This is a genomic window from Lentzea sp. DG1S-22 (genome assembly GCF_036321065.1).
GTDB lineage: Bacteria > Actinomycetota > Actinomycetes > Mycobacteriales > Pseudonocardiaceae > Lentzea > Lentzea jiangxiensis.
In genome coordinates this window covers 1,102,113-1,120,653 of record NZ_CP143276.1, presented here as the reverse complement: position 1 = coordinate 1,120,653, position 18,541 = coordinate 1,102,113, and the positions used below count along the sequence as shown (strand labels likewise).

Here is an 18,541-nt window from a genome sequence, read left to right as displayed (position 1 = left end):
ACCGTTCCACGGATCGGAATCTGCCCTCATCCTGACGGTCGTTCTCGTGCTAGAACGTCGAACCGGGAGCGGAAGCGCTGGTTTTCGCCGACGACCACCAAGAACGACGGGGTGCGTGACATCTGATGTACGGAGAGCCGATCGTCGGATTGTGCCCCGGCCAGGGCGCGTACCGGCCTGGCGTGCTCAGCCAGGCGTGGGCCGGCGGGGACGAGGTGGTCCGCGAGGTCTTCGCCGCCGTGGACGAGGCCCACCGCGCCCGCACGGGTCGCACGGTCAGTGCCGTGGTGTTCGCCGACCCCGCACCCTCCCTCGAAGACCTGGTGGCGCACCACGCCGACGAGCTCCAGCTGACGATCTACGCCACCGCGGTGGTCGCGCACCGGGCACTGGCCGCCAGGGGCACCACCCCGGATCTGCTGGTGGGGCACAGCCTCGGGGAGATCTCCGCACTGGTCGCGGCGGGGGTCTTCTCGGTAGCGGACGGCGCGGCGATCGTGTGTGACCGCAACGAGGTGCTGCGCGCGCACGCCCCTGAGGGCGGCATGCTGGCGCTGCGCTGCGGACGGGACCGGGCCGAGCTCCTGGTGACCCTCCTCGCCGCACCCGATCTGGTCCTGGCGGTGGACAACGCCGAGGAGCAGAGCGTGCTGTCCGGCCCGGCCAAGGCGCTCGCGTCCGCGGCCGAGGTGGCGCGGGCCCTGGGGATCAGTGCCGGCCCGCTCGGCTCCCCGTACGGCTTCCACCACCCGGCACTGGTCCCCGCCGGACGGGAGCTCGCCCGGCGGGTGGCCGGCTACCGGCGGCACCCGTTCGCCGTGCCGGTGCACTCCCCCATCCTCGGCAGGCGCTACCGGGACGGCGACGACCTGGCCGCGCTGCTGGGGCTCCAGCTGTCCCAACCGGTCGGCTTCCGCGAGACGCTGGCCCGGCTGTCCGCCGACGGCGCACGCGTGTTCGTCGAACTGGGCGCGGGCGAGGTGCTCACCAAGCTGGTGCGCGGAGCCCTGCCCCTGGCCTCGGTGGTACCCACCTTCGCCGCCCCCGGGCCCCTGTCGGACCTGGACGCGGTGGCCGCGCACCTCGCGGGTGTCCCGGTGCCGCGCGTGGAAGCACCCCGGCCGTTGGTGCCTGCGACACCCGAGCCGACAGCGGCACCGGCGCCGGCACTCGAGCCGACAGCGGCACCGGCACCGGCACCGGATCGCACGGCGGCGCTCGCCCGGCTGCGGGAGCTGTACGCCGACACCCTGGAATACCCGGTGGAGGTCCTCACCGAGGACGCCTCCCTGGAGGCCGATCTCGGCGTGGACTCCATGCGCCAGACCGAGCTGATGACCCAGATCCGCACCCTGTTCGACCTGCCCGCCCCGCCGCCCGGCTTCCGCGGCACCGAGCTGGACACGCTCGGCAAGATCGCCGACTACATCACGGCCGCGCGGCCATGACCGAACTCGACGGCCGGATCGCCCTGGTCACCGGGGGCGCCGGCGGGGTGGGCAGCGCGGTGGTCGAACTGCTGGCCCGCCGGGGCGCGGTGGTCTACCTCAACTGCTTCCACTCCTACCCGCAGGGCAAGGAGATCGCGGCCCGGCTCACCTCCGAGGGCCTGGACGTGCGGCTGGCCCGGGGTTCGGTCACCAAGCCCGAGCACGTCGAGTCGATCATGGCGACCATCGGCCGGGAGCACGGCAAGCTGGACGTCCTCGTCAACAACGCCGCGCTGGGCCTGTTCGCACCGGGACTCGACCTCGCCGAGGAGGACCTGGACCGGGTGCTGGCGGTCAACTTCCTGGCGCCACTGCGGTGCGTGCGGGCGGCCCGGTCCCTGCTGCTGGCCAGCGGCTCGGCGAGCGTGGTCAACATCTCCTCCACCGGCGCCCGGATGGTGCTCCCGGACTACCTGGCGATCGGGGTCACCAAGGCTGCCCTGGAGGCGATGACCCGGTACCTGGCAGTCGAGCTGGGGCCGGCGGGCGTGCGGGTGAACACGGCCTCGGGCGGTCTGCTGGACACCCCGGGCGGCCGGATGTTTCCCGGCCACGAGTCCTTCGCGCGCAGCATCGTGGCCAGGACCCCGCTGGGCCACCGCATCGGCGAGCCGGACGAGTTCGCCGAGCTGGTCGCGTTCCTGGCCTCGCCCCGCTCCCGGTGGATCACCGGGCAGACCATCGACGCCGACGGCGGGGTGCGGCTGATGTGCGGCTCGGTGTCCGAGCCCGAACCCGAGCCCGTCCCCCGGCCCGAGCCCGCACCCGTGCCCGAGCCCGTCCCCCTGCCCGAGCCCGAGATCGGCGACCCGATCGTGGTGGTCGGCATGGGCCTCGCCGTCCCGGGCGCGTCGAGCCCCGACGAGTTCTGGCAGGTGCTCAACGACGGCCCGGAACTGTTCACCGAGGCGCCGCCGGAGCGCTGGGTCACCGCCGCGTTCACCCCGGGCCGGGGTGACGTCCCGGACAAGGGCAGCCAGCCGGTCTGCGGCCTGATCACCGGTTTCCAGCCACACCCCAAGCTCGCCGCCGAAGGCCTCCCCGACGACCCGGCCACCGACTTCGGCCTGCTGTGGCTGCGGCACAGCCTCCACCAGGCCCTGGAACAGACCACCACCAGGGCGACCGACCGCTTCGCCTTCTGCGTCGGCCTGACCGCCGACGGCAGCCAGCACCACTCCGAGGCCCAGGTCCTGGCCGCGCTGTCCGAGACCCTGGACGGCCCACTCGGTCAGCACCTGTCCACAGAGGACAAAGCTGCGATCCGGACGCGGGCCCGGACCCGGTTCCGCCGGGGCACGGGCGAGCCGGCGGACTCGCTGCCACCGGCCATCGCGGCCGGGGCGATCCGGGGCATCCTGCCCGAGGACTCGGCCGTGCACGTGGTGGACACCGCGTGCTCCTCCTCGCTGTACGCCCTGGACCGGGGTATCCGCGAGCTGCGGGCCGGGCGCTGCGAGGTCGCCGTCTGCGGTGGCGCGGCGGCCATGCAGGTCACCTACATGGTGGCCTTCGCCAAGATGGGCGGGCTGTCCCCCACCGGCCAGGTCCGCTCGCTGGACGAGGACGCCAACGGAGTGCTGTTCGCCGACGGCGCGGCCCTGGTGGTGCTCAAGAAGCTCTCCCGCGCCCAAGCCGACGGGGACACCGTGCTCGGCGTGCTCCGAGGCGTTGGCCTCTCCGCTGACGGCAAGGGCAAGGCGATCAACGCCCCGGCCAGCCGAGGCCAGGTCCTGGCGGCACGCCGCGCCCTGGCCAAAGCCGGTACCGAACCGGGTGAGGTGGACGTGGTCGTCGCGCACGCCACCGCGACCCCCGCCGGGGACAGCGCCGAACTGCTGGGCATCGCCGAGGTCTACCCGGCGGACCGGCCGCTGACGGTGGTGTCCAACAAGTCGGTGATCGGCCACACCGGCTGGCCCGCGGGTGTCGTCTCACTGATCCATCTGCTGCTGTGCCTGCGCCACCACAAGATCCCGCCGCAGCACCGGTTCACCCGGCTGCCCGCACACCTCGTCGAACACGCGCCCATGGTGCGCGTGCCCCGGCAGCCCGTCGACTGGCTGCCCACCAGCCGAGCGCGGACCGGCGCGGTCTCCGCCTTCGGTTTCGGCGGCACCAACGCGACCGCCGTGGTCTCGGAGTACCTCCCGGACCAGTGGCAGGTCCAGGCGCGGGAACCGGTCCCCCCGCAACGGCTGGCCGTCATCGGGTGGGCGGCGCGGGAACCGGCGGACGGCGCGGCGCGCTTCGGCCCGGTGTACCCGATCCCGGACCTGCCCGGGGTCCCGCTGCCCAAGCCCATGCTGCGGCGGATCGACCGGGCCCAGGTGCTGGCCATCGAGTGCTGGCGGCTGCTGCCCGAACCCGTGCGCGCGCTGTGCCAGACCCACCGGGAGACCACCGGCGTGCTGTTCGGCCAGCTCGGGCAGACCGGCGCGATGCAAGGAGCCCAGCTGCGCGTGCACTTCGACGACCTCCGCGACACCGTGCGCGACGAGGCGTTCCTGGCCGGGCTGCGGGCCGAGCTCGACCGCACCTGGCCCGAGATCAACGCGGACACCCAGCCCGGCGTGATGCCCAACGTCATCGCCTCGCGGGTGGCCAACCTCGCCGACCTGCACGGCCTCAACCTCGTCGTGGACGGCGGAGAGGCCTCGCTGCTCCAGGCGTTCGAGAGCGCGGGCTGCTACCTCGACGACGGCGAGCTGACCCTGGCGCTGGTCGGCGGGGTCAGCGCCAACCCGTACCGGGCGGGCGCCGAGGGGGCCTACCTGTTCGCGGTCACCACCCCGGAGCTGGCGCGGGCCTGGCACGTCCCGGTGCTCGCCGAGCTCGACCGAGCGGAGGCGAGATGAGGCTGTCCGGCGCCGAGGGTGCCCGCGAACTGCTCGAGGTGCTGACCGGGAGGTCCGAAGGACAGGTCATCACCCGGCCCGCCCTGCCCGGCGGACGGACCTCCCGGCTGCGGGCCGCCGCACCCGGACGGGCCACCGTGCTCCAGCGGCACGTGGTGTGCTGGCGGCCCGATCCCCGGGTGGCCGAGCCCGCGCCCTGGCCACCGGTCCCCGAGCACACCCTGATCGTGCTCGGCGAGGGTGTGCCGGACGGGCTGCTCGACCCGTTGCCGGACACCACCGTGCTGCGACCGGGCGCCGAGATTCCCGGTGGCCACCGGCATGTGCGGGTACTCGCCGGCCTGCCCCCGGCCGACGAGTGGCCGGCCTCCTCACCCGAGGCCGTGCTGCGGTTGCACGACGCCTGTTTCCTGGCGGCCAAGTCGGCGGCCGGGCTGCTGAGCTTCCACGTCGTGCTCTGCGGCGGGGCCGACGAACAGGGCCGCGTGCACCCTTACGCCGGGCTGTTCACCGGGCTGGTCAAGGCCATGGAAATGGAACCCGCGCTCGCCGGAGCGCACTGCCGGGTGCTGCTCACCTCGGCCGGCCCCGCCCAGGCCACGGCCGAGCTGGCCGAAGAAGCCGCCGCGCGGCACGTGCTGCCCGGGGTGGTCCGCGCGGGCGGGCTGCGGCTGACCCAGCGCGCGGAGGCGGTCCCGCTGGCCCCGGCGCGGCCGGTGCTCGCCGAGAACGCCGTGGTGGTCGGCGCGGGAGCCGGCCGGGGCATCGGCATGACCACCCTGCTCGGCCTGGCAGCGCACGCCCGCCCCGTGCTGCACGTGCTCGGTACCACCGATCTCGCCGCACACGACCACACCGCGCTGACCGAGGACCACGCGGCGCACCAGGCCCGGCGGCGGCAGGTCCTGCTCACCGCGACGGGCGGGCTCGCCGCGGCCAGGCAACACCTGGAACGGCTCGCCCGGGCCCGGGAGGTGCACGCCAACCTGGCGCGGCTCACCGAGATCTGCGGCGAGGGCAGGGTGCACTACCACGTGTGCGACACCCGCGACGCCGACGCGGTACAACGGGTACGGGCCGCGATTGCCGGGCCGGTGGACCTGCTGCTGAACTTCTCCGGCCTCAACCGCACCGCGGAGCTGCCCGTCAAGTCGTTGGCCGACTTCCAGCTCGTGCGCGATGTCAAGGTGCACACCTACCGCGCGCTCAAGCTCGCCTTCGCCGGGCAGCCGCCGCGCCGCTGGGTCAACGCGGGCTCGCTGGCCGGGCTGCTCGGCATCCACGGCGAGACCGACTACAGCTCGGCCAACGACTTCCTGTTCACCGCCGCCGCGCGGGCCACCGGCACCGAGGAGACCACCTTCGGCTGGGGTCTGTGGGACGGCACGCCCCGCGCAGCCGATCCCCTGGTGGCTCAGGTGCTGACCCGGCACCTGTCCCTCATGCCCGCCGAGGAGGGCTTCGCGCACTTCCTCACCGAGCTGGCCCAGGACCGGACCGAGTCCGCGCTCGCCTACCTCGGCGAGGTCGAACGCCGGGTCACCGCGGCCCAGCTGCCCCGGCGCACCGCGGTCTGGGCGCCCCGGGAGCGGCCGTTCTTCCTGGACGAGATCACCGAACGCACCGAAGCCAGGCTGGTGGCCCACCGGGTCTTCGACCTGGACCGTGACGGCTACCTGAGCGAGCACCTGATCGGCGGCCATCCGACGCTGCCCGGCCTGCTGGCCGTGGAGATCGCCGCACAGGCCGCGGCCGCCCTGGTGCCCGGACGCGTACCGGTCGCCGTGCGCGAGGTGTCGTTCAGCCACTTCCTTCGGGTGTACGCCGGCCAGCCCGCGCGCAAGAAGATCGTCGCGGAGCTGACGGCCGGCACCGAGGGCGAGTCCGTGGTGCTGGTGCGCATCCTCACCGACGTGGTCGCGCCGGGCGGGACGGTGCTGGTCCGGGACCGGGAGCACTTCCGCCTGTCGGTGGTGCTGCGGGACCGGGCCCCGGACTGTCCGGTGCCGGACCGGCTGCCCGTGGTCACCGCACCGGTCCCGCGGCGCAGTCCCTATCAGCTGCCCAACCCGGTCGCGGCGCTGTCCGGGATCTTCGCGAGCTGCTCGGAGGTGGACGCGGGGGCGCACGCGAACCGGGCGCGGGTGGTGCTGGACGGTCCCGTGCTGGGGCGCTGGTTCGGCGGCGCGCTGCTGCCCGCCGTGCTGTGCGACACGCTCGCCCAGGTGTGTGCGGTCTCGCCCGCGGAGTGGAGCCCCGTGGTGGTACCGCGATCGATCGGGCGGATCGACTTCTACGGCGGCGGCAACGATCTCGCGCACGCCGGTGGTGAACTGACCGTGCTCGGCACCCGGGACGGGGCCTGGGGCGGGGTGCTCGACGCGGACGGCAGGCTGCTGGTGCGGATGCTGGACGTCACCGGCGAGGTGATCGGGTACGTCCACCAGCACACCGGGGAGTTCCGCACCGTCGACGAACACCCCCGGCCGGCCACCGCGCCACCCGTGCGGTGGCCGGCGGAGGAACCCGCGCTGCGGCCACAGCTGCTGGCCTACCACGAGCTGGACTTCGCCCGCCCGGTGCAGCGCTGGGTGGAGGAGCCGGTACCGGTGCCCCGGCCCAAGGGGGTGGGCGGGCTGCGCGGGCGGCACGTGCTGCTGCTCGGCCTGGACACACCGCTCACCACCGCCGTCGCGGGGCTGCTGAGCACACGCGGCGCGCACGTCACCGTCGCCCGTACCGCTGCGGAGATCACCGCGGCGGACTGGGACGGCATCGTCGACCTCACCCTCACCGGCGCACCGGACTACCAGCTGGGCGAGGAGGCCTGGCGGGCGGCGCTGCTGACCACCACGGCCGCCCTGCACACCGTCTACGACCGCTGGCTCGCCACCCCGGAGGCCGACCGGCACTTCTACCTGACGATCAGCCACGGCGACGGCCTGTTCGGCAGCTCCGGGGAGGCGGTGCCGCAGCCGTTGAGCGGGGCCTGGGCGGGACTGGCCAAGAACCTGATGGTCGAGCTGCCCGGAACACGTGCCAAAACCGTCGACCTGGACCGGGTGGACGCGGCACTGATCGCGGACGCGGTGGACGCGGAGACCACCGAATGGGACTGCCTGGAAGTCGGCTACCGGCAGGGCGGCCGGTACGTGCCGCACGCCCGGATCGCACCACCTGCCGCGGACGCCCGACCGGTCGGTCCCGGCGACTGCGTGCTGATCTCCGGGGGCGGCCGGGGCGTGGGCTTCGAGCTGGCCAAGGCACTCGCGGCGACCGGCGCGGAAGTCGTGGTGACCGGGCGGCGGGAGCTGTGCGGCCCCGGGGCGGACCTGGACGAGGAGGCCTTCGCCGCCTGGCGCGCCCAGACCCTGGTCGCGGCAGCGCGCACTCCGGGCGGACTGGCCGAGGGCCGGGAAACGGTGGCCGCCCAGGAGTTCGTCCGGCAGACCCGGAACAACCTCGCCGACGGCCTGCCCATCCGCTACCTGCCCTGTGACGTCACCGACCGTGCACAGGTGGACGCGATGCTCGCCGCACTCCCGCACTCCCCCACCGTCCTGGTGCACAACGCCGCCACCTACCGAGGGGTCCGCTTCGCCCGCCTCACCCCGCAGGAGGTGATCGACACGGTCGCCGTCCGGGTCACCGGCTTCACCACCCTGGTCTCGGCGCTGACCGCACGGGCGAGCCAGGACCGGCCGCTGCGCCTGATCAGCTGCGCCGGGTCGATCTCCGAACTCGGCGGCATGATCGGCCACACCGCCTACGCGGCGGGTAGCGGGGCGTTGAGCAGGCTCGGCCGGTGGACGGCCGGCCACACGGGCGTACCGGTGCACGTCGTGCGCTGGCCGACCTGGGAACGCACCGGCAACATCGTCAGCTACCACGGCGCGGCGCGCTACGGCAGCACGGTACGCCCGGAGGAGGCCACCACCCGCTGGCTCGCCGAGCTGGCCGAGGGCACCGGCACGGTGAGCTACTTCGGCAGGCTCGGGGTGATGGCCCGGCCGCACCTCATCCGCGCCTGGCCGTGGCCCGAGGGCAGCCCGGACTGGCCCAGGATCCGCACCACCCGGCTGCTGCTGGGCGAGGTGCTCCAGTTCACCGAACACCAGCGGTTCGCCACCCGGCACCGCTGGTCCCCGGCGCGGGAACCGCACCTGGCCGGAGGCGCGCTGTCCGTACCCGTGCTGCTGGAGTACCTGCTGGCTGCCGGGGATTGGGTGCGGCCGGAAGGACATCCCCGCCAGCACCTCACCGAAGTGTCCACAGTGGACATAACACTGGCCGGCCTCCGGCTCGACGGCGACCTGGTGCTGGACTTCACGGCCACCGGCCGGTGGCGCGAGGACACCTGGCAGGTCCGCGTAGTCGTCACCGGCACCGAGGGTGAGGTGGCCACGGCGGTACTGCACTACCGCGACCAGGCCCCCGACCTGCCCGCGCGGCCACCGGGCGCCACCCAGGCGGTGCCCGTGCACACCGATGCCGACCTGTGGTGCGGCGCGCCCGCCCCGGTCGCCTGCCTGCCCCACCCGGCGCTGCACGCGCTGCTGGCGCTCCCGGAGACGGCGAAGCGGTTGACCGTGCGCGGTCTTGCCGCCGCCCCGGACTGCCGGTCGGCCGACGCGGTCGGTGGCACGGCAGAGGAGGGCTTCGCCGTCGCGGGCGGGCGTGCGGTTCTGCGCCTGACCGGGGTGGCCGTGACCTGAAGCGCCCCTGCCTTGCCCGGTTTGACCACCTCACGGGACGCACGCGGATCTCTCCCTCCGCGACGTCTGGGCGGTGCATGCGCGACAGCCGGCCCTGCCGGCAGTGCAGGTGTCGAGTTGCTGCCGCACAAAACCGCGCATCCGGTCTCCCAGCCCGAGGAGATGGCCTGTTCATTGTCCTCGCGGAATCCTGGCAATGCCGGAGAAGGAGATACGAGGTGAACAGCAAGCCACCCAATCGGACGGCGGCGGGTGCACCAATGCTCGTCGTGGCGATGAATGCGGTCGCCGGCGATGCCGTGTCAGATCCATCAGGTGCTGATATTTTCAAACCCGTTGCCTGCGAGGTCGTTCGGCGGCGGGGAAGGAGCGACCACGTGAAAATTCTGGTGACCGGCGGCGCCAAGGAGTTGGGCAGGGCGTTCAGCGAAGAGCTCGGTGCCCGAGGCCATGAACTCGTCATCACCGGCCGCGACAGAAAAGCTCTGGACGCGGTCGAAGCCGATCTGACCGCCGCAGGGGTGCAGGTCGAGACCCACGTCGCGGACCTGGGCGACCCGCTCGCGACGCCGAAGCTGATCGAGAGCTTGGACGGCATCGACGTGCTGGTCAACAACGGCGCGCTCGGTGGACCTGTCGGGCCGACGTGGCAGGTCGACGAAAACGAGTGGTGGCACACGTTCGAGGTGAACCTCCGAGGCACCGCGTTCGCCACCAACGCGGCGATCCGGAGGATGACGCGGGGCCGGATCATCAACGTGATCAGCAACGCCGGTGTGAAGAGGTGGCCTTACCTCACGGCCTACTCGGTGTCGAAGGCGGCCGTGATCAAGCTGACCGAGAACCTCGCGATCGAGGTGAAGGACAGGCCGCTCGCGGTGCTGTGCTACGACCCCGGCCTGCTCGACATCGGCCTCATGCGCCGTGGCATGGAGCGGAGCGCTGACCCGCGCACTGCGGACGACCCGGTTTGGCCTCGGCTCTCGCGGTGGGCACAGTCTCTGCAAGACCAGGGGAAGTTCACCCCGGTCGAGCAGTCGGCCGCCCTTCTGGCCCGCATCGCGGAGGGTGAGTTCGACGACCTGTCCGGGGGTGTGATCACTCAGGAACACGTGTGATCAGGGGCGTCGTGTTCACACGGCACCGGAAGCAAGCGGTGCGCGGTCGATTCGTCAGCCCACCCTCCACCCCACAAGCCGATCGCGTCGAAGAATTCCGCAATCAGGCCGCCCTGCAGGTGCGGAGACGCACTGCGCGTTCCGCAGCCCGGAACGACACCACCGTCACCGCTTGCCGTCCGGCATTCTGGCCCTCGATTCGGCTGGGACGATGGGAGCGAGATGCGAAAGCGAGCGGTGCCCAACAGCGACATCTCGGTGTCCCGCCTCGGTTTGGGTACCGCCACCTGGGGCTTCGACGCCGACGACACCGATTCAGTGGCACAGCTGCGGAGCTTCGCCGACGCGGGTGGCACATTGATCGAGACCGCCAACATCTACGGCGACGGTGAAAGCGAGCGGATCATCGGCCGAGCGCTCGCGCGCCACTTCCGCCGCGAGGACTTCGTGATCGCCACCAAGGCGGGGATGGTCATCGGGAGACCACCGACCGTCGACGCGTCGAAGACGCGGATGCTCGCGGAGCTGGAGCAGTCACTGCGCAACCTGCGGGTCGACCACATCGACCTCTGGCTCGTGCACACCTGGGATCGGAAGGTTCCGATCGAGGAGACGCTCGCCGCGATGGACGCCGCGGTCGCGGCGGGCAAGGTGCGGGCGACGGGCGCCTGCAACTACTCGGGCTGGCAGACCTCGCGAGCGGCGACGATCCAGGAACTTCGCGGCGCCACTCCTCTGTCGGTCGTCGAACTCGAGTACTCGCTCGTACAGCGCGGAATCGATCGCGAGGTGCGCCCCGCCACGAAAACTCTCGGCATCGGCCTGCTCCCCTGGGCACCGCTCGGCAGAGGCGTGCTCACGGGCAAGTACCTGAACGGTGTCCCGGAAGGCAAGCGCGATAGCGGCTTCTACCGGTGGTACGTGCAGGACTACGCGGAGAGTCCACGCGTGGCGCGAATCGTCACGGAGGTCGTCGAGTGCGCACGCGAGCTCGGAGCAAGTCCGATCGAGGTGTCGTTGTCATGGGTGCGTGACCGACCTGGCGTGTGCGCACCGCTGGTGGGAGCACGAACGGTGCAACAGCTTTCCGCATCGCTGTCCTCGGAGGCGTTGGAACTTCCTCCCGAGATCACCGACCGGCTCAACAAGGTGTCCGCGGTGCGCATGGGTTATCCCGAGCGAGGACTCGGCTGACGATGTGATGCGCGGCTCCCAGGTTCTCGGGGCGCCACGTGGGGACGGCAGCGCGACCAGCCTGGCGCGCCTCGACTGCGGATGATCGCAAATGCTTCCCAAGACAGATCGCTCATGTGGTCATCCGTGTTCGCAAGTCGATTGATGAGTTCAAGCCGACGTGAGGCTTGTTGACCCCGAGGCGGTGCGCGATGGCCGACAATGTTCCGACCACCGATCCCCGATGCCCCATGCATCTGCTCACCAGCCGCTTCGTACGGGATCCGTACCCCATGCTGCGAGCGCTGCGCGAGACCGCGCCGGCGGTACCGGTGGAGGCGAACGGCTACCGGATGTGGGTGATCACCCATTATCAAGAGATCAAACGGGTGCTGGCCGGGCGCGGCTTCTACAAAGACCTCTTGCCCAGACGCAAAGAACTGTCGGCTCAAACCGTTCTGCTCCCCGGCAAGACCGCACGGATGCTGCACTCTTCGCGCCGCAGCGTGCTCGAACGCGACGGGGCCGACCACCGGCGGATGCGCGCGGTGCTGGACCCCGAAATGTCCGCGGCGACGATCGCGCAGTACGAGCAGGAGATCATCGCGACAGCGCGGGAACTGACGGCCGCACTTCCCACCGGCGAACCGTTTGACCTGGTCACCTCCTTTGCCCGGCCGCTGGTCGTACGCACGATCGCCCGGATCGTCGGACTCGTCGACGACGAACTGGACGAATTCCCCACGTGGGCCAACTTGATGGTCACCGGCAACTCAGTCGCTCAGATCGAAGAGTCGAGTTTGAAACTGTTCCGATTCGCCGAACAGGTGGTGGCACGCAAGCGTCGCGAGCCCGGAGATGATCTGTTCACCCGGCTGATCCGGCAGTGCGACGAGGAAGGCAAGTTCGACGAGGACGAGTTGGCCTCGACTTTCATGGTGCTGCTCGTGGGTTCTTGCGAGCCGATCAACGCCATGGTCCACACGCTGTTGGTCCTGTTGCGCAACCCCGACCAGCTGATGCGGCTACGCGAAGACAGGTCGTTGCTGGCGTCAGCCGTTGATGAAGGCATCCGGCTGGAATCACCGTTCCGCATGCTTCCACCGCGGTTCAGCGATGAACCTTTCGAGCTCGGCGACATCGTGATTCCTCCGCGAGAGTTCATCGTCCCCTCGCCCGCCATCGCGAATCGCGACCCGGACCTGTTCCCCAACCCCGATGCCTGCGACATAGCGCGCCGTTCGCACGGCTCGATGTCATTCGGTCATGGCCCTCACCGGTGCCTGGGGATCGAGCTGGGCAAGCTGGAGACCACAGTTGCAATCGCTGCGCTTCTGGACCGTTTCGAAGACATCAGCCTGGCCGTCTCCCCCGACCAGCTCGTCTGGCGCCCAGGTATGTTCATGCGACGAGCAGACACTTTTCCCGTCATCTGCCGATGAGATCTTACCGCGCAATAGTTGACAGCGCTGGAGTACAGGTTGCAGAGCAGCAGCCGGATCGAGTCGTCGGCCGTGAACGCCTTCATCTTCGACCCCGACACCAGGTGCGGCCACACCGTCCACGCCCACGCGCGGGCAAGCCGTGCCTCGAGATCAGGTGGCCGCTCCGCAGCAACGGAAACTCGAACATGTCCAGGGCACGCTTAGATTCACTGGTCATGCAATGTCCTCCCCGCGCGAGCGGGGCGGGGGTGGTCCCGTGCTGAGGGCAGTCATCCCGGCGAGCAGCGCGTCTTCCCCACGAGACCCTCGGGACAGCGACCGACCGGTTCGGCGAACGACACGTGATGGTCGCCGGAGCGCTGCTGATGACCGCTCCGTCGCCGTGCTGCTGTTGGCAGGATGTGGCTGGAGACGTGTTCAAGGACGAATGTTGCCGAGCGAGCGGCGTGCGAGCCTCATGGGACACAGCCGCAGCACAGATGCGGCATGGAGAACCGCTCACCCGACGGCAGGACCAGCCAAACCTAGGCGGGATCCGAGTCTTCCTCGTGAGCATGCATGACCAGGCGACGATGTACTCGCGGGAGACTCGAATGCATTGAGGACAAGACTGTCGAGGCGTCGCCTGTCCGCATGCGGGTGCATGGCGGGGCTTACGGCCATGAACGCGCGGGACCGGTGTCGGTCGGGTCGTCCAAGTGGCCGGTGAAGCGAGGGTGACGACGTACCGCGGCCAGCGCGTCCTCACGAGTGCGCTGCACGTGGAGCAGGTCCTGGGTGTCGGTCAACCGGATGGGTCGTGCCACCGTTCGCCGCCCCGCCACAACGGCGAATCTCATGCCCATCTGGTCGGCGCGTTGCCGTGTCTCGAGCAGCACGGCGATGCCGATCGAACCGAAGAACCCGACGTCGTCGAGATCGACCACCAACGCGGCGGCCCGGCCGGCCATGCAGGTGAACAGCGCGCTCCGGATTTCTCGAAAGGTGTCGTGGTCGACATCGCCACGGACAACGGCGATCACCACATCCTCAGTGGTAGTGACCTCGACCATGACCGACGGCTGCTCGACCTCACCGCGCATTCTGCTCCTCGCCCCACAGACACACGCCCGATTCACTCCTGCTGCCGCTCATACCCATTCGGAACTCAGCTGACACCTGCGCGACCTACCTGCTGGTGATGGTTGCGGTCGACACGGTGTTGCCGTGGCGCTGGTCCAGGCTGGCGAGCGATCCGCCGCGGCCTGACCGTCGGCGGTGCCTGGTGATCCATGCAGCCAGCGCCAGGGTCCTGTGCACCCAGTCGAGCAGGGTGCCGGTGTAGCCGTCGTCGGCCCAAAACAGCCGGACTCGTTCGCCTGCGGCGAATCGCCGCAACCGCGAGCGGGCGGCGATCCTGTCCACTGTGGATTCCGGGCTCACCAGCACGGCGACCAGCAGTTCAGGGTGTCCACGGCGATATGACGCTGACGTCCCTGGATCTTCTTGCCCACGTCGTAGCCGCAGGCCAGCCTGGCCACGGTGGGCGCGGCTACACAACCTGGCCGCCACCAACAACTCCTACGCCGCCGTCCGCTGCCGTGCCGAACGCGGCACGGCCCACCCTCGAGACTGGCGCGTCTCACCCGAGACCGCACCAGCCCTGAGAAGATCACGGCTCACCATCAGCAGGAGGCGGGAGCCGAGCCGATCAGACCGCGCAGATGTCGGGCCGCATTCGCCTCGTCGAGAGCGCCGTTGGTGGAGCACAGTGCCCTCACGGCAGCGGCAACATCCATCCGCCAAAGCGTCATCCCGCCTTCCGCGTCCCCTACGAGGACCCCGTTGTCGGGTACCGGTTCCAGCAGCATGGTGTCAGGGCAGGTCAGCTCGCTGGGGGTGGGCGGACGGTGCCACGCCGCTCCCTGCACACCCTCCGCGACGTCCCAGGAGATCACCCCGCCGGACCTGCAATCCGCCTGGACCACCGTGCCACCATCGGAGGTGAAGGCGATCGAGCTGTACGCGCCCCCGCCCTGGAGGTACCGGCGTTCCTCTGGACGGGTGAGGTCGACCAGGACGACCCGCCTGTCGATGTCGACGATTCCCAGGGTTGTTCCGTCCTCGGTGATCGCCAGGGCTCGGGCGATGGCCGGTTCGGAGACGCGCACCGGATCGACGTAGCGATTGCCATCCCAACGCCAGATCTCCACGACCGAGCCACCGTTGCTGACCTCGGGTGAGACGGATCTGAGTGACAGCGCGAGGAAGCGGCCATCGGAGGTGGTGACGAATCCGCCGCCGCTGGTCTCGCTCACCGGGAGGACCTGCACGACTTCGCCTGTCGCGACGTCCAGGAGACCTGGGCCGCCGTCGGACTCGAAGAGCAGCCGCGTGCCGTCACCGGCGAATGCGACACCCACTCCGCCATCCAGCACCGCCCCCGGCCACACCCTCGGCCACCGCGCGATGGTGGCGCCGGTCTCGGCGTCGAGGACGTGAACTGACCGTTCCTCCAGCACGGCGAGCCGCCGACCGTCTGGGCTGAGCGCCATCCCAGGTTCCTCCGGCGACACGCCGGTCTGGAACTGCCGGAGCGTCCTCAAGGTCGACAGGTCAACGACGTCAATCCCGTCCTTTCTGCCGAACGCCGCCACCGGTGCCCGTGCCGCGACCGCTGTCGACAGGATCCGCCGTGAACCCTGTGCGCTCGTCGGCGACCGGTGGTCGACGGTCGGCGTGGACACCACGACGTCACCGTTCATGTTGATCGAGACGACCACGTCACCCGTTTCGGACAGCGCGAAATCCACCGCGCCCGAACGGTGGGTCACCAGGTCGGTGCTGCGGCCGGTCGTCGTGTCGACCGCGACGAGCCGCGTTCCCGACGTCGCTGCGATGGTCCTGCCGTCAGCGGACACGTCCACCGTGGTGCCAGGGGTCATGCCGGCCAATGGCACGTCGTCGAGCCGTGCTCCGTTCTCCTGCCACCGCTGGACGACGCCCTCCCCGACCAGGAAGAGCTGGCGCGCATCGTGCGCAACAGCGTCCAACCGCCCCTCCTTCGGCACCATCACCGGAGCGCTCGACCAGGAGGCGGTTTCCAGGCGCAGGGCGTGGATGCCGTCGGGGAACGACACGTACAAGTGCCTGCTGTCACCGTCGAACTCCACCATCGGCATCGATGGCAGCACAGGCCGAGCGGGCACGGCCACCTCTTGCCCCGTGTCAACGCGCCAGAGCCGCACTCTCCGCACGTCCGAATCCGAGTCGACGTGCGTCATCCACCGGCCATCGGGAGAAAGATCGAAGTCGTCGACCGAGCCAGCACCTGGGATGGTGCGGATGACCCTCCGGTCGGCGGTGTTCCAGACGATGAGGTCGCGGCCGTCGGAGGCGACGAGCACCGACCCGGTGCGGTCGAACGAAAGGCCGTTCCAGGTCATGCCGAACTCGGGCTCCGGCTTTCCGGTGCGCAGCCGTCCCACCTCTCGACGCTCCCGCACGTGCCACATCGTCACCTCCGGGTCGCCCTCGTGGGCGAACGCCACGACCGCCCCATCACCGGTGACCGCGACTCGGGATGCTGTGCCGGAGGACGCGTGCATGAAGGTGCTGGGCTGGTCGCTACCACGCCGGAGGTAGGCCAGGACGTGGCGGTTCTCGTCCAGCCTGCGCAGCAGCGCGCCACCCGACTCCGCCGTTCCGGCCAAAGCACGCGATGCCAGAGCCAACTGCGCGGCAAGCTGCGGGTCGGTGGCGGTGCGCACGTCGGACTCCGCAGCCAGCGCCCGGGACAGCGCAACCCGGGCCTGCGAGTCTGCGCGATCGCGTTGCTCCAGCGCGGCGTTGCGCTGCCACAGCGCGACACCACCGGCGACCAGCGCGATGACGAGCAAGCTGGACAGCACCGAGACGAGCCGGCGTTGCTGCCGCACGTCCTCGCTGAGCAGGCGGTCCTTGGCCACGCCGTGGATCGCCGCCGCCACCGCCGCGGCCGAGTCGCGGAAACCCGTGCGCTCGATCCGGTCCCGGTGGCCGCGCAGGTCGATCCACAGCGGTTCCGCGTCGAACCACCCGCGCGCCGCCTCGGGCAGCGCGGTGGTGCGGTCATGGTCGAAGTCGCCCGCTTCGGCGTCCCAGACCAACTCGCCGGCGGTGAGGACGATGAAGAAGTCGTCCCGCGAACACTTCTCGCGCCACAGCGCAACCTCTTTGCCGACCCACGCCGACGCGGCGGACTCCGGTGAGGCGAGCAGCACGAACGTGCGCGACCGCAGCAGCGCACGCTCGATGGCCGTCCACAGGTTGGGCGCGGCGGCCAAAGTGGTGTCATCGCGGAACACCCGCAGCGCCGACGGCCGGTACCAACGCCGCCCCAGCCGGTGCAACGTGCGCTGGAGCGCCTTGGCGACCGGTCGGTCCCCGCGGTGGCTGTAAGAGATGAAGCTGTCGTAGTCCGTCCCGCTCACCAGACACCAGTCTCCGCATCGAGGGGTCGACCGAGCCGCCGAGTGTAGGAGAGCCCTCCTGATCACCGCAGCGGTTCAGCGGCACGACGCCCGTACGGCCTCGTGTTGTGTGGCACCGTGTGCCGCTCGAAAGTCATCGTCGCAAGCCACCTGGCCTCGATGTGCGTTCTGGAAACCACAAGGTGAACCCGGCCGCGCCCAACACGGCCTCACCCCGCCTCGATCCGCGCGGCCGGTGTCGCCTCGTCCAGGCCGGGTACCGGCGCGGTGGGTGTGCGCCTGGGCTGCGAGCGCGTCCCCCGGCCGGGGTTGGGACAGCTCGTCGAACGAGTGCACCTTTCACTACTCGGGGTGCTCGTGCCGCGCCACCGGCTCCGTATTTTTCGGAGTTGTTGGGCTGAACAAGGGACACCGCGGCGGCCGGCTCCGGCGGCGACCAGAGCGAAGTCCACCCGATGAGAGGACATGGGCCACCCGGTCGTTGCGATTCTGCCGATCCAACTCGTTCCGGTGAATGGGGTTATAAGCCCCATTGGTTCGGATGGACTCTGTGCACTCCGGCACCAGTTGGACGGAGTGCTCATGACCAGGACCGAGAAGAAGTTCATCGCGACCCCCCTCGACCGCGACCGCCTGGGCGAACTACCCGGTGAACGCCTCGACGCCGACCCGACCCAGGCGGCCTCCATCTCGCTGAACGTCATCGCCGTCGGCGCCAACGGGGTGACGCTGGGGTACACCGGGCTGAACGGCAACCACCCCAGCACCTACGGCAACGCCGTGTTCGTCTGGCAGAACGAAGCCGCCATCCCCTACGGCGCACCCCCGCTGGCCACCACGCCGCTGAAGGGCAACAGCCCGAGCGGCACGACGTCGGTGGAGTTCGACGTCAAGGTGGGGCTCGACTACGTCCTGGGCTACTCCACCGGCGGCACCGTCGAGTCGATCGCCTCGTGGGCCTACATCCCACCGCAGGAGGAGGGCTTCCAGTACTTCTCGACCACGACGGCGCCCGTGCCCGGTGGTGTCACGTCGGACGTGGTCGTCGTCAAGTACAGCACCCCGGCCGGCAACGACGCCGCCGCCAACAAGGACTGGGCGGGCATCTGGGTCGCCTCGACCGGCTCGTTCACCAACCCGCCCAAGTTCCGGGCCGACGCGCCGGCCGGTGCGACCGGGCGCATCTCGGTCTACGGCACCTACACCCGCGACACCACCTACACCATCGGCTACTTCACCGGGAAGTCGCTCACCACCCTGGCCGCCACCTGCACGTTCTCCACCTGACGGG

10 protein-coding genes are annotated in these 18,541 nt (G+C 70.5%); 7 read left to right on the top strand and 3 right to left on the bottom strand.

The window, feature by feature from the left end:
- The first annotated feature begins 125 nt into the window (after nucleotides 1-125).
- From V1227_RS05020 to V1227_RS04995, 6 genes are all read left to right on the top strand, one after another.
- Nucleotides 126-1,448 (top strand): acyltransferase domain-containing protein, encoded by a 1,323-nt coding sequence (locus V1227_RS05020; RefSeq protein WP_329791283.1) that lies wholly within the window; start codon nucleotides 126-128, stop codon nucleotides 1,446-1,448.
- Nucleotides 1,445-4,348: an SDR family oxidoreductase gene (locus V1227_RS05015; protein ID WP_329791282.1), complete on the top strand. Its 2,904-nt coding sequence runs from the start codon at nucleotides 1,445-1,447 to the stop codon at nucleotides 4,346-4,348. Before V1227_RS05020 ends, V1227_RS05015 begins: the two co-directional genes overlap by 4 nt.
- Complete coding sequence (locus V1227_RS05010; RefSeq protein ID WP_329791281.1) at nucleotides 4,345-9,063, top strand: SDR family NAD(P)-dependent oxidoreductase; 4,719 nt, start codon at nucleotides 4,345-4,347, stop codon at nucleotides 9,061-9,063. Before V1227_RS05015 ends, V1227_RS05010 begins: the two co-directional genes overlap by 4 nt.
- Nucleotides 9,064-9,281: 218 nt before the next feature.
- A complete protein-coding gene (locus tag V1227_RS05005) occupies nucleotides 9,282-10,181 on the top strand; it encodes an SDR family NAD(P)-dependent oxidoreductase (protein WP_329791280.1) in 900 nt (299 codons plus the stop codon).
- Between the two features lie 222 nt (nucleotides 10,182-10,403).
- Nucleotides 10,404-11,375 (top strand): aldo/keto reductase, encoded by a 972-nt coding sequence (locus V1227_RS05000; protein ID WP_329791279.1) that lies wholly within the window; start codon nucleotides 10,404-10,406, stop codon nucleotides 11,373-11,375.
- A 191-nt stretch (nucleotides 11,376-11,566) separates the two neighbouring features.
- Complete coding sequence (locus tag V1227_RS04995) at nucleotides 11,567-12,796, top strand: cytochrome P450 (protein ID WP_329791278.1); 1,230 nt, start codon at nucleotides 11,567-11,569, stop codon at nucleotides 12,794-12,796.
- A 656-nt stretch (nucleotides 12,797-13,452) separates the two neighbouring features.
- Here the strand turns inward: V1227_RS04995 and V1227_RS04990 are convergent.
- The 3 genes from V1227_RS04990 to V1227_RS04980 form a co-directional block, all read right to left on the bottom strand.
- Complete coding sequence (locus tag V1227_RS04990; protein ID WP_329791277.1) at nucleotides 13,453-13,881, bottom strand: STAS domain-containing protein; 429 nt, start codon at nucleotides 13,879-13,881, stop codon at nucleotides 13,453-13,455.
- 85 nt (nucleotides 13,882-13,966) lie between these two features.
- On the bottom strand, nucleotides 13,967-14,227 hold the full coding sequence (locus V1227_RS04985) for a hypothetical protein (protein WP_329791276.1): 261 nt from the start codon (nucleotides 14,225-14,227) through the stop codon (nucleotides 13,967-13,969).
- 236 nt (nucleotides 14,228-14,463) lie between these two features.
- Nucleotides 14,464-17,250: a toll/interleukin-1 receptor domain-containing protein gene (locus V1227_RS04980; RefSeq protein ID WP_329791275.1), complete on the bottom strand. Its 2,787-nt coding sequence runs from the start codon at nucleotides 17,248-17,250 to the stop codon at nucleotides 14,464-14,466.
- Between the two features lie 582 nt (nucleotides 17,251-17,832).
- On the opposite strand from V1227_RS04980, the gene V1227_RS04975 reads away from it, so the two are divergent.
- Nucleotides 17,833-18,537, top strand: coding sequence for a hypothetical protein (locus V1227_RS04975; RefSeq protein ID WP_329791274.1), 705 nt, complete (start codon nucleotides 17,833-17,835; stop codon nucleotides 18,535-18,537).
- Nucleotides 18,538-18,541: the final 4 nt, after the last annotated feature.

What these genes read in the sequence shown, in the direction of transcription:
- V1227_RS05020 (WP_329791283.1), top strand. Translation starts at nt 126, where the DNA reads ATGTACGGAGAGCCGATCGTCGGATTGTGCCCCGGCCAGGGCGCGTAC.
- V1227_RS05015 (WP_329791282.1), top strand. Translation starts at nt 1,445, where the DNA reads ATGACCGAACTCGACGGCCGGATCGCCCTGGTCACCGGGGGCGCCGGC.
- V1227_RS05010 (WP_329791281.1), top strand. Translation starts at nt 4,345, where the DNA reads ATGAGGCTGTCCGGCGCCGAGGGTGCCCGCGAACTGCTCGAGGTGCTG.
- V1227_RS04975 (WP_329791274.1), top strand. Translation starts at nt 17,833, where the DNA reads ATGACCAGGACCGAGAAGAAGTTCATCGCGACCCCCCTCGACCGCGAC.
- V1227_RS05000 (WP_329791279.1), top strand. Translation starts at nt 10,404, where the DNA reads ATGCGAAAGCGAGCGGTGCCCAACAGCGACATCTCGGTGTCCCGCCTC.
- V1227_RS04995 (WP_329791278.1), top strand. Translation starts at nt 11,567, where the DNA reads ATGGCCGACAATGTTCCGACCACCGATCCCCGATGCCCCATGCATCTG.
- V1227_RS04990 (WP_329791277.1), bottom strand. Translation starts at nt 13,881, where the DNA reads ATGCGCGGTGAGGTCGAGCAGCCGTCGGTCATGGTCGAGGTCACTACC.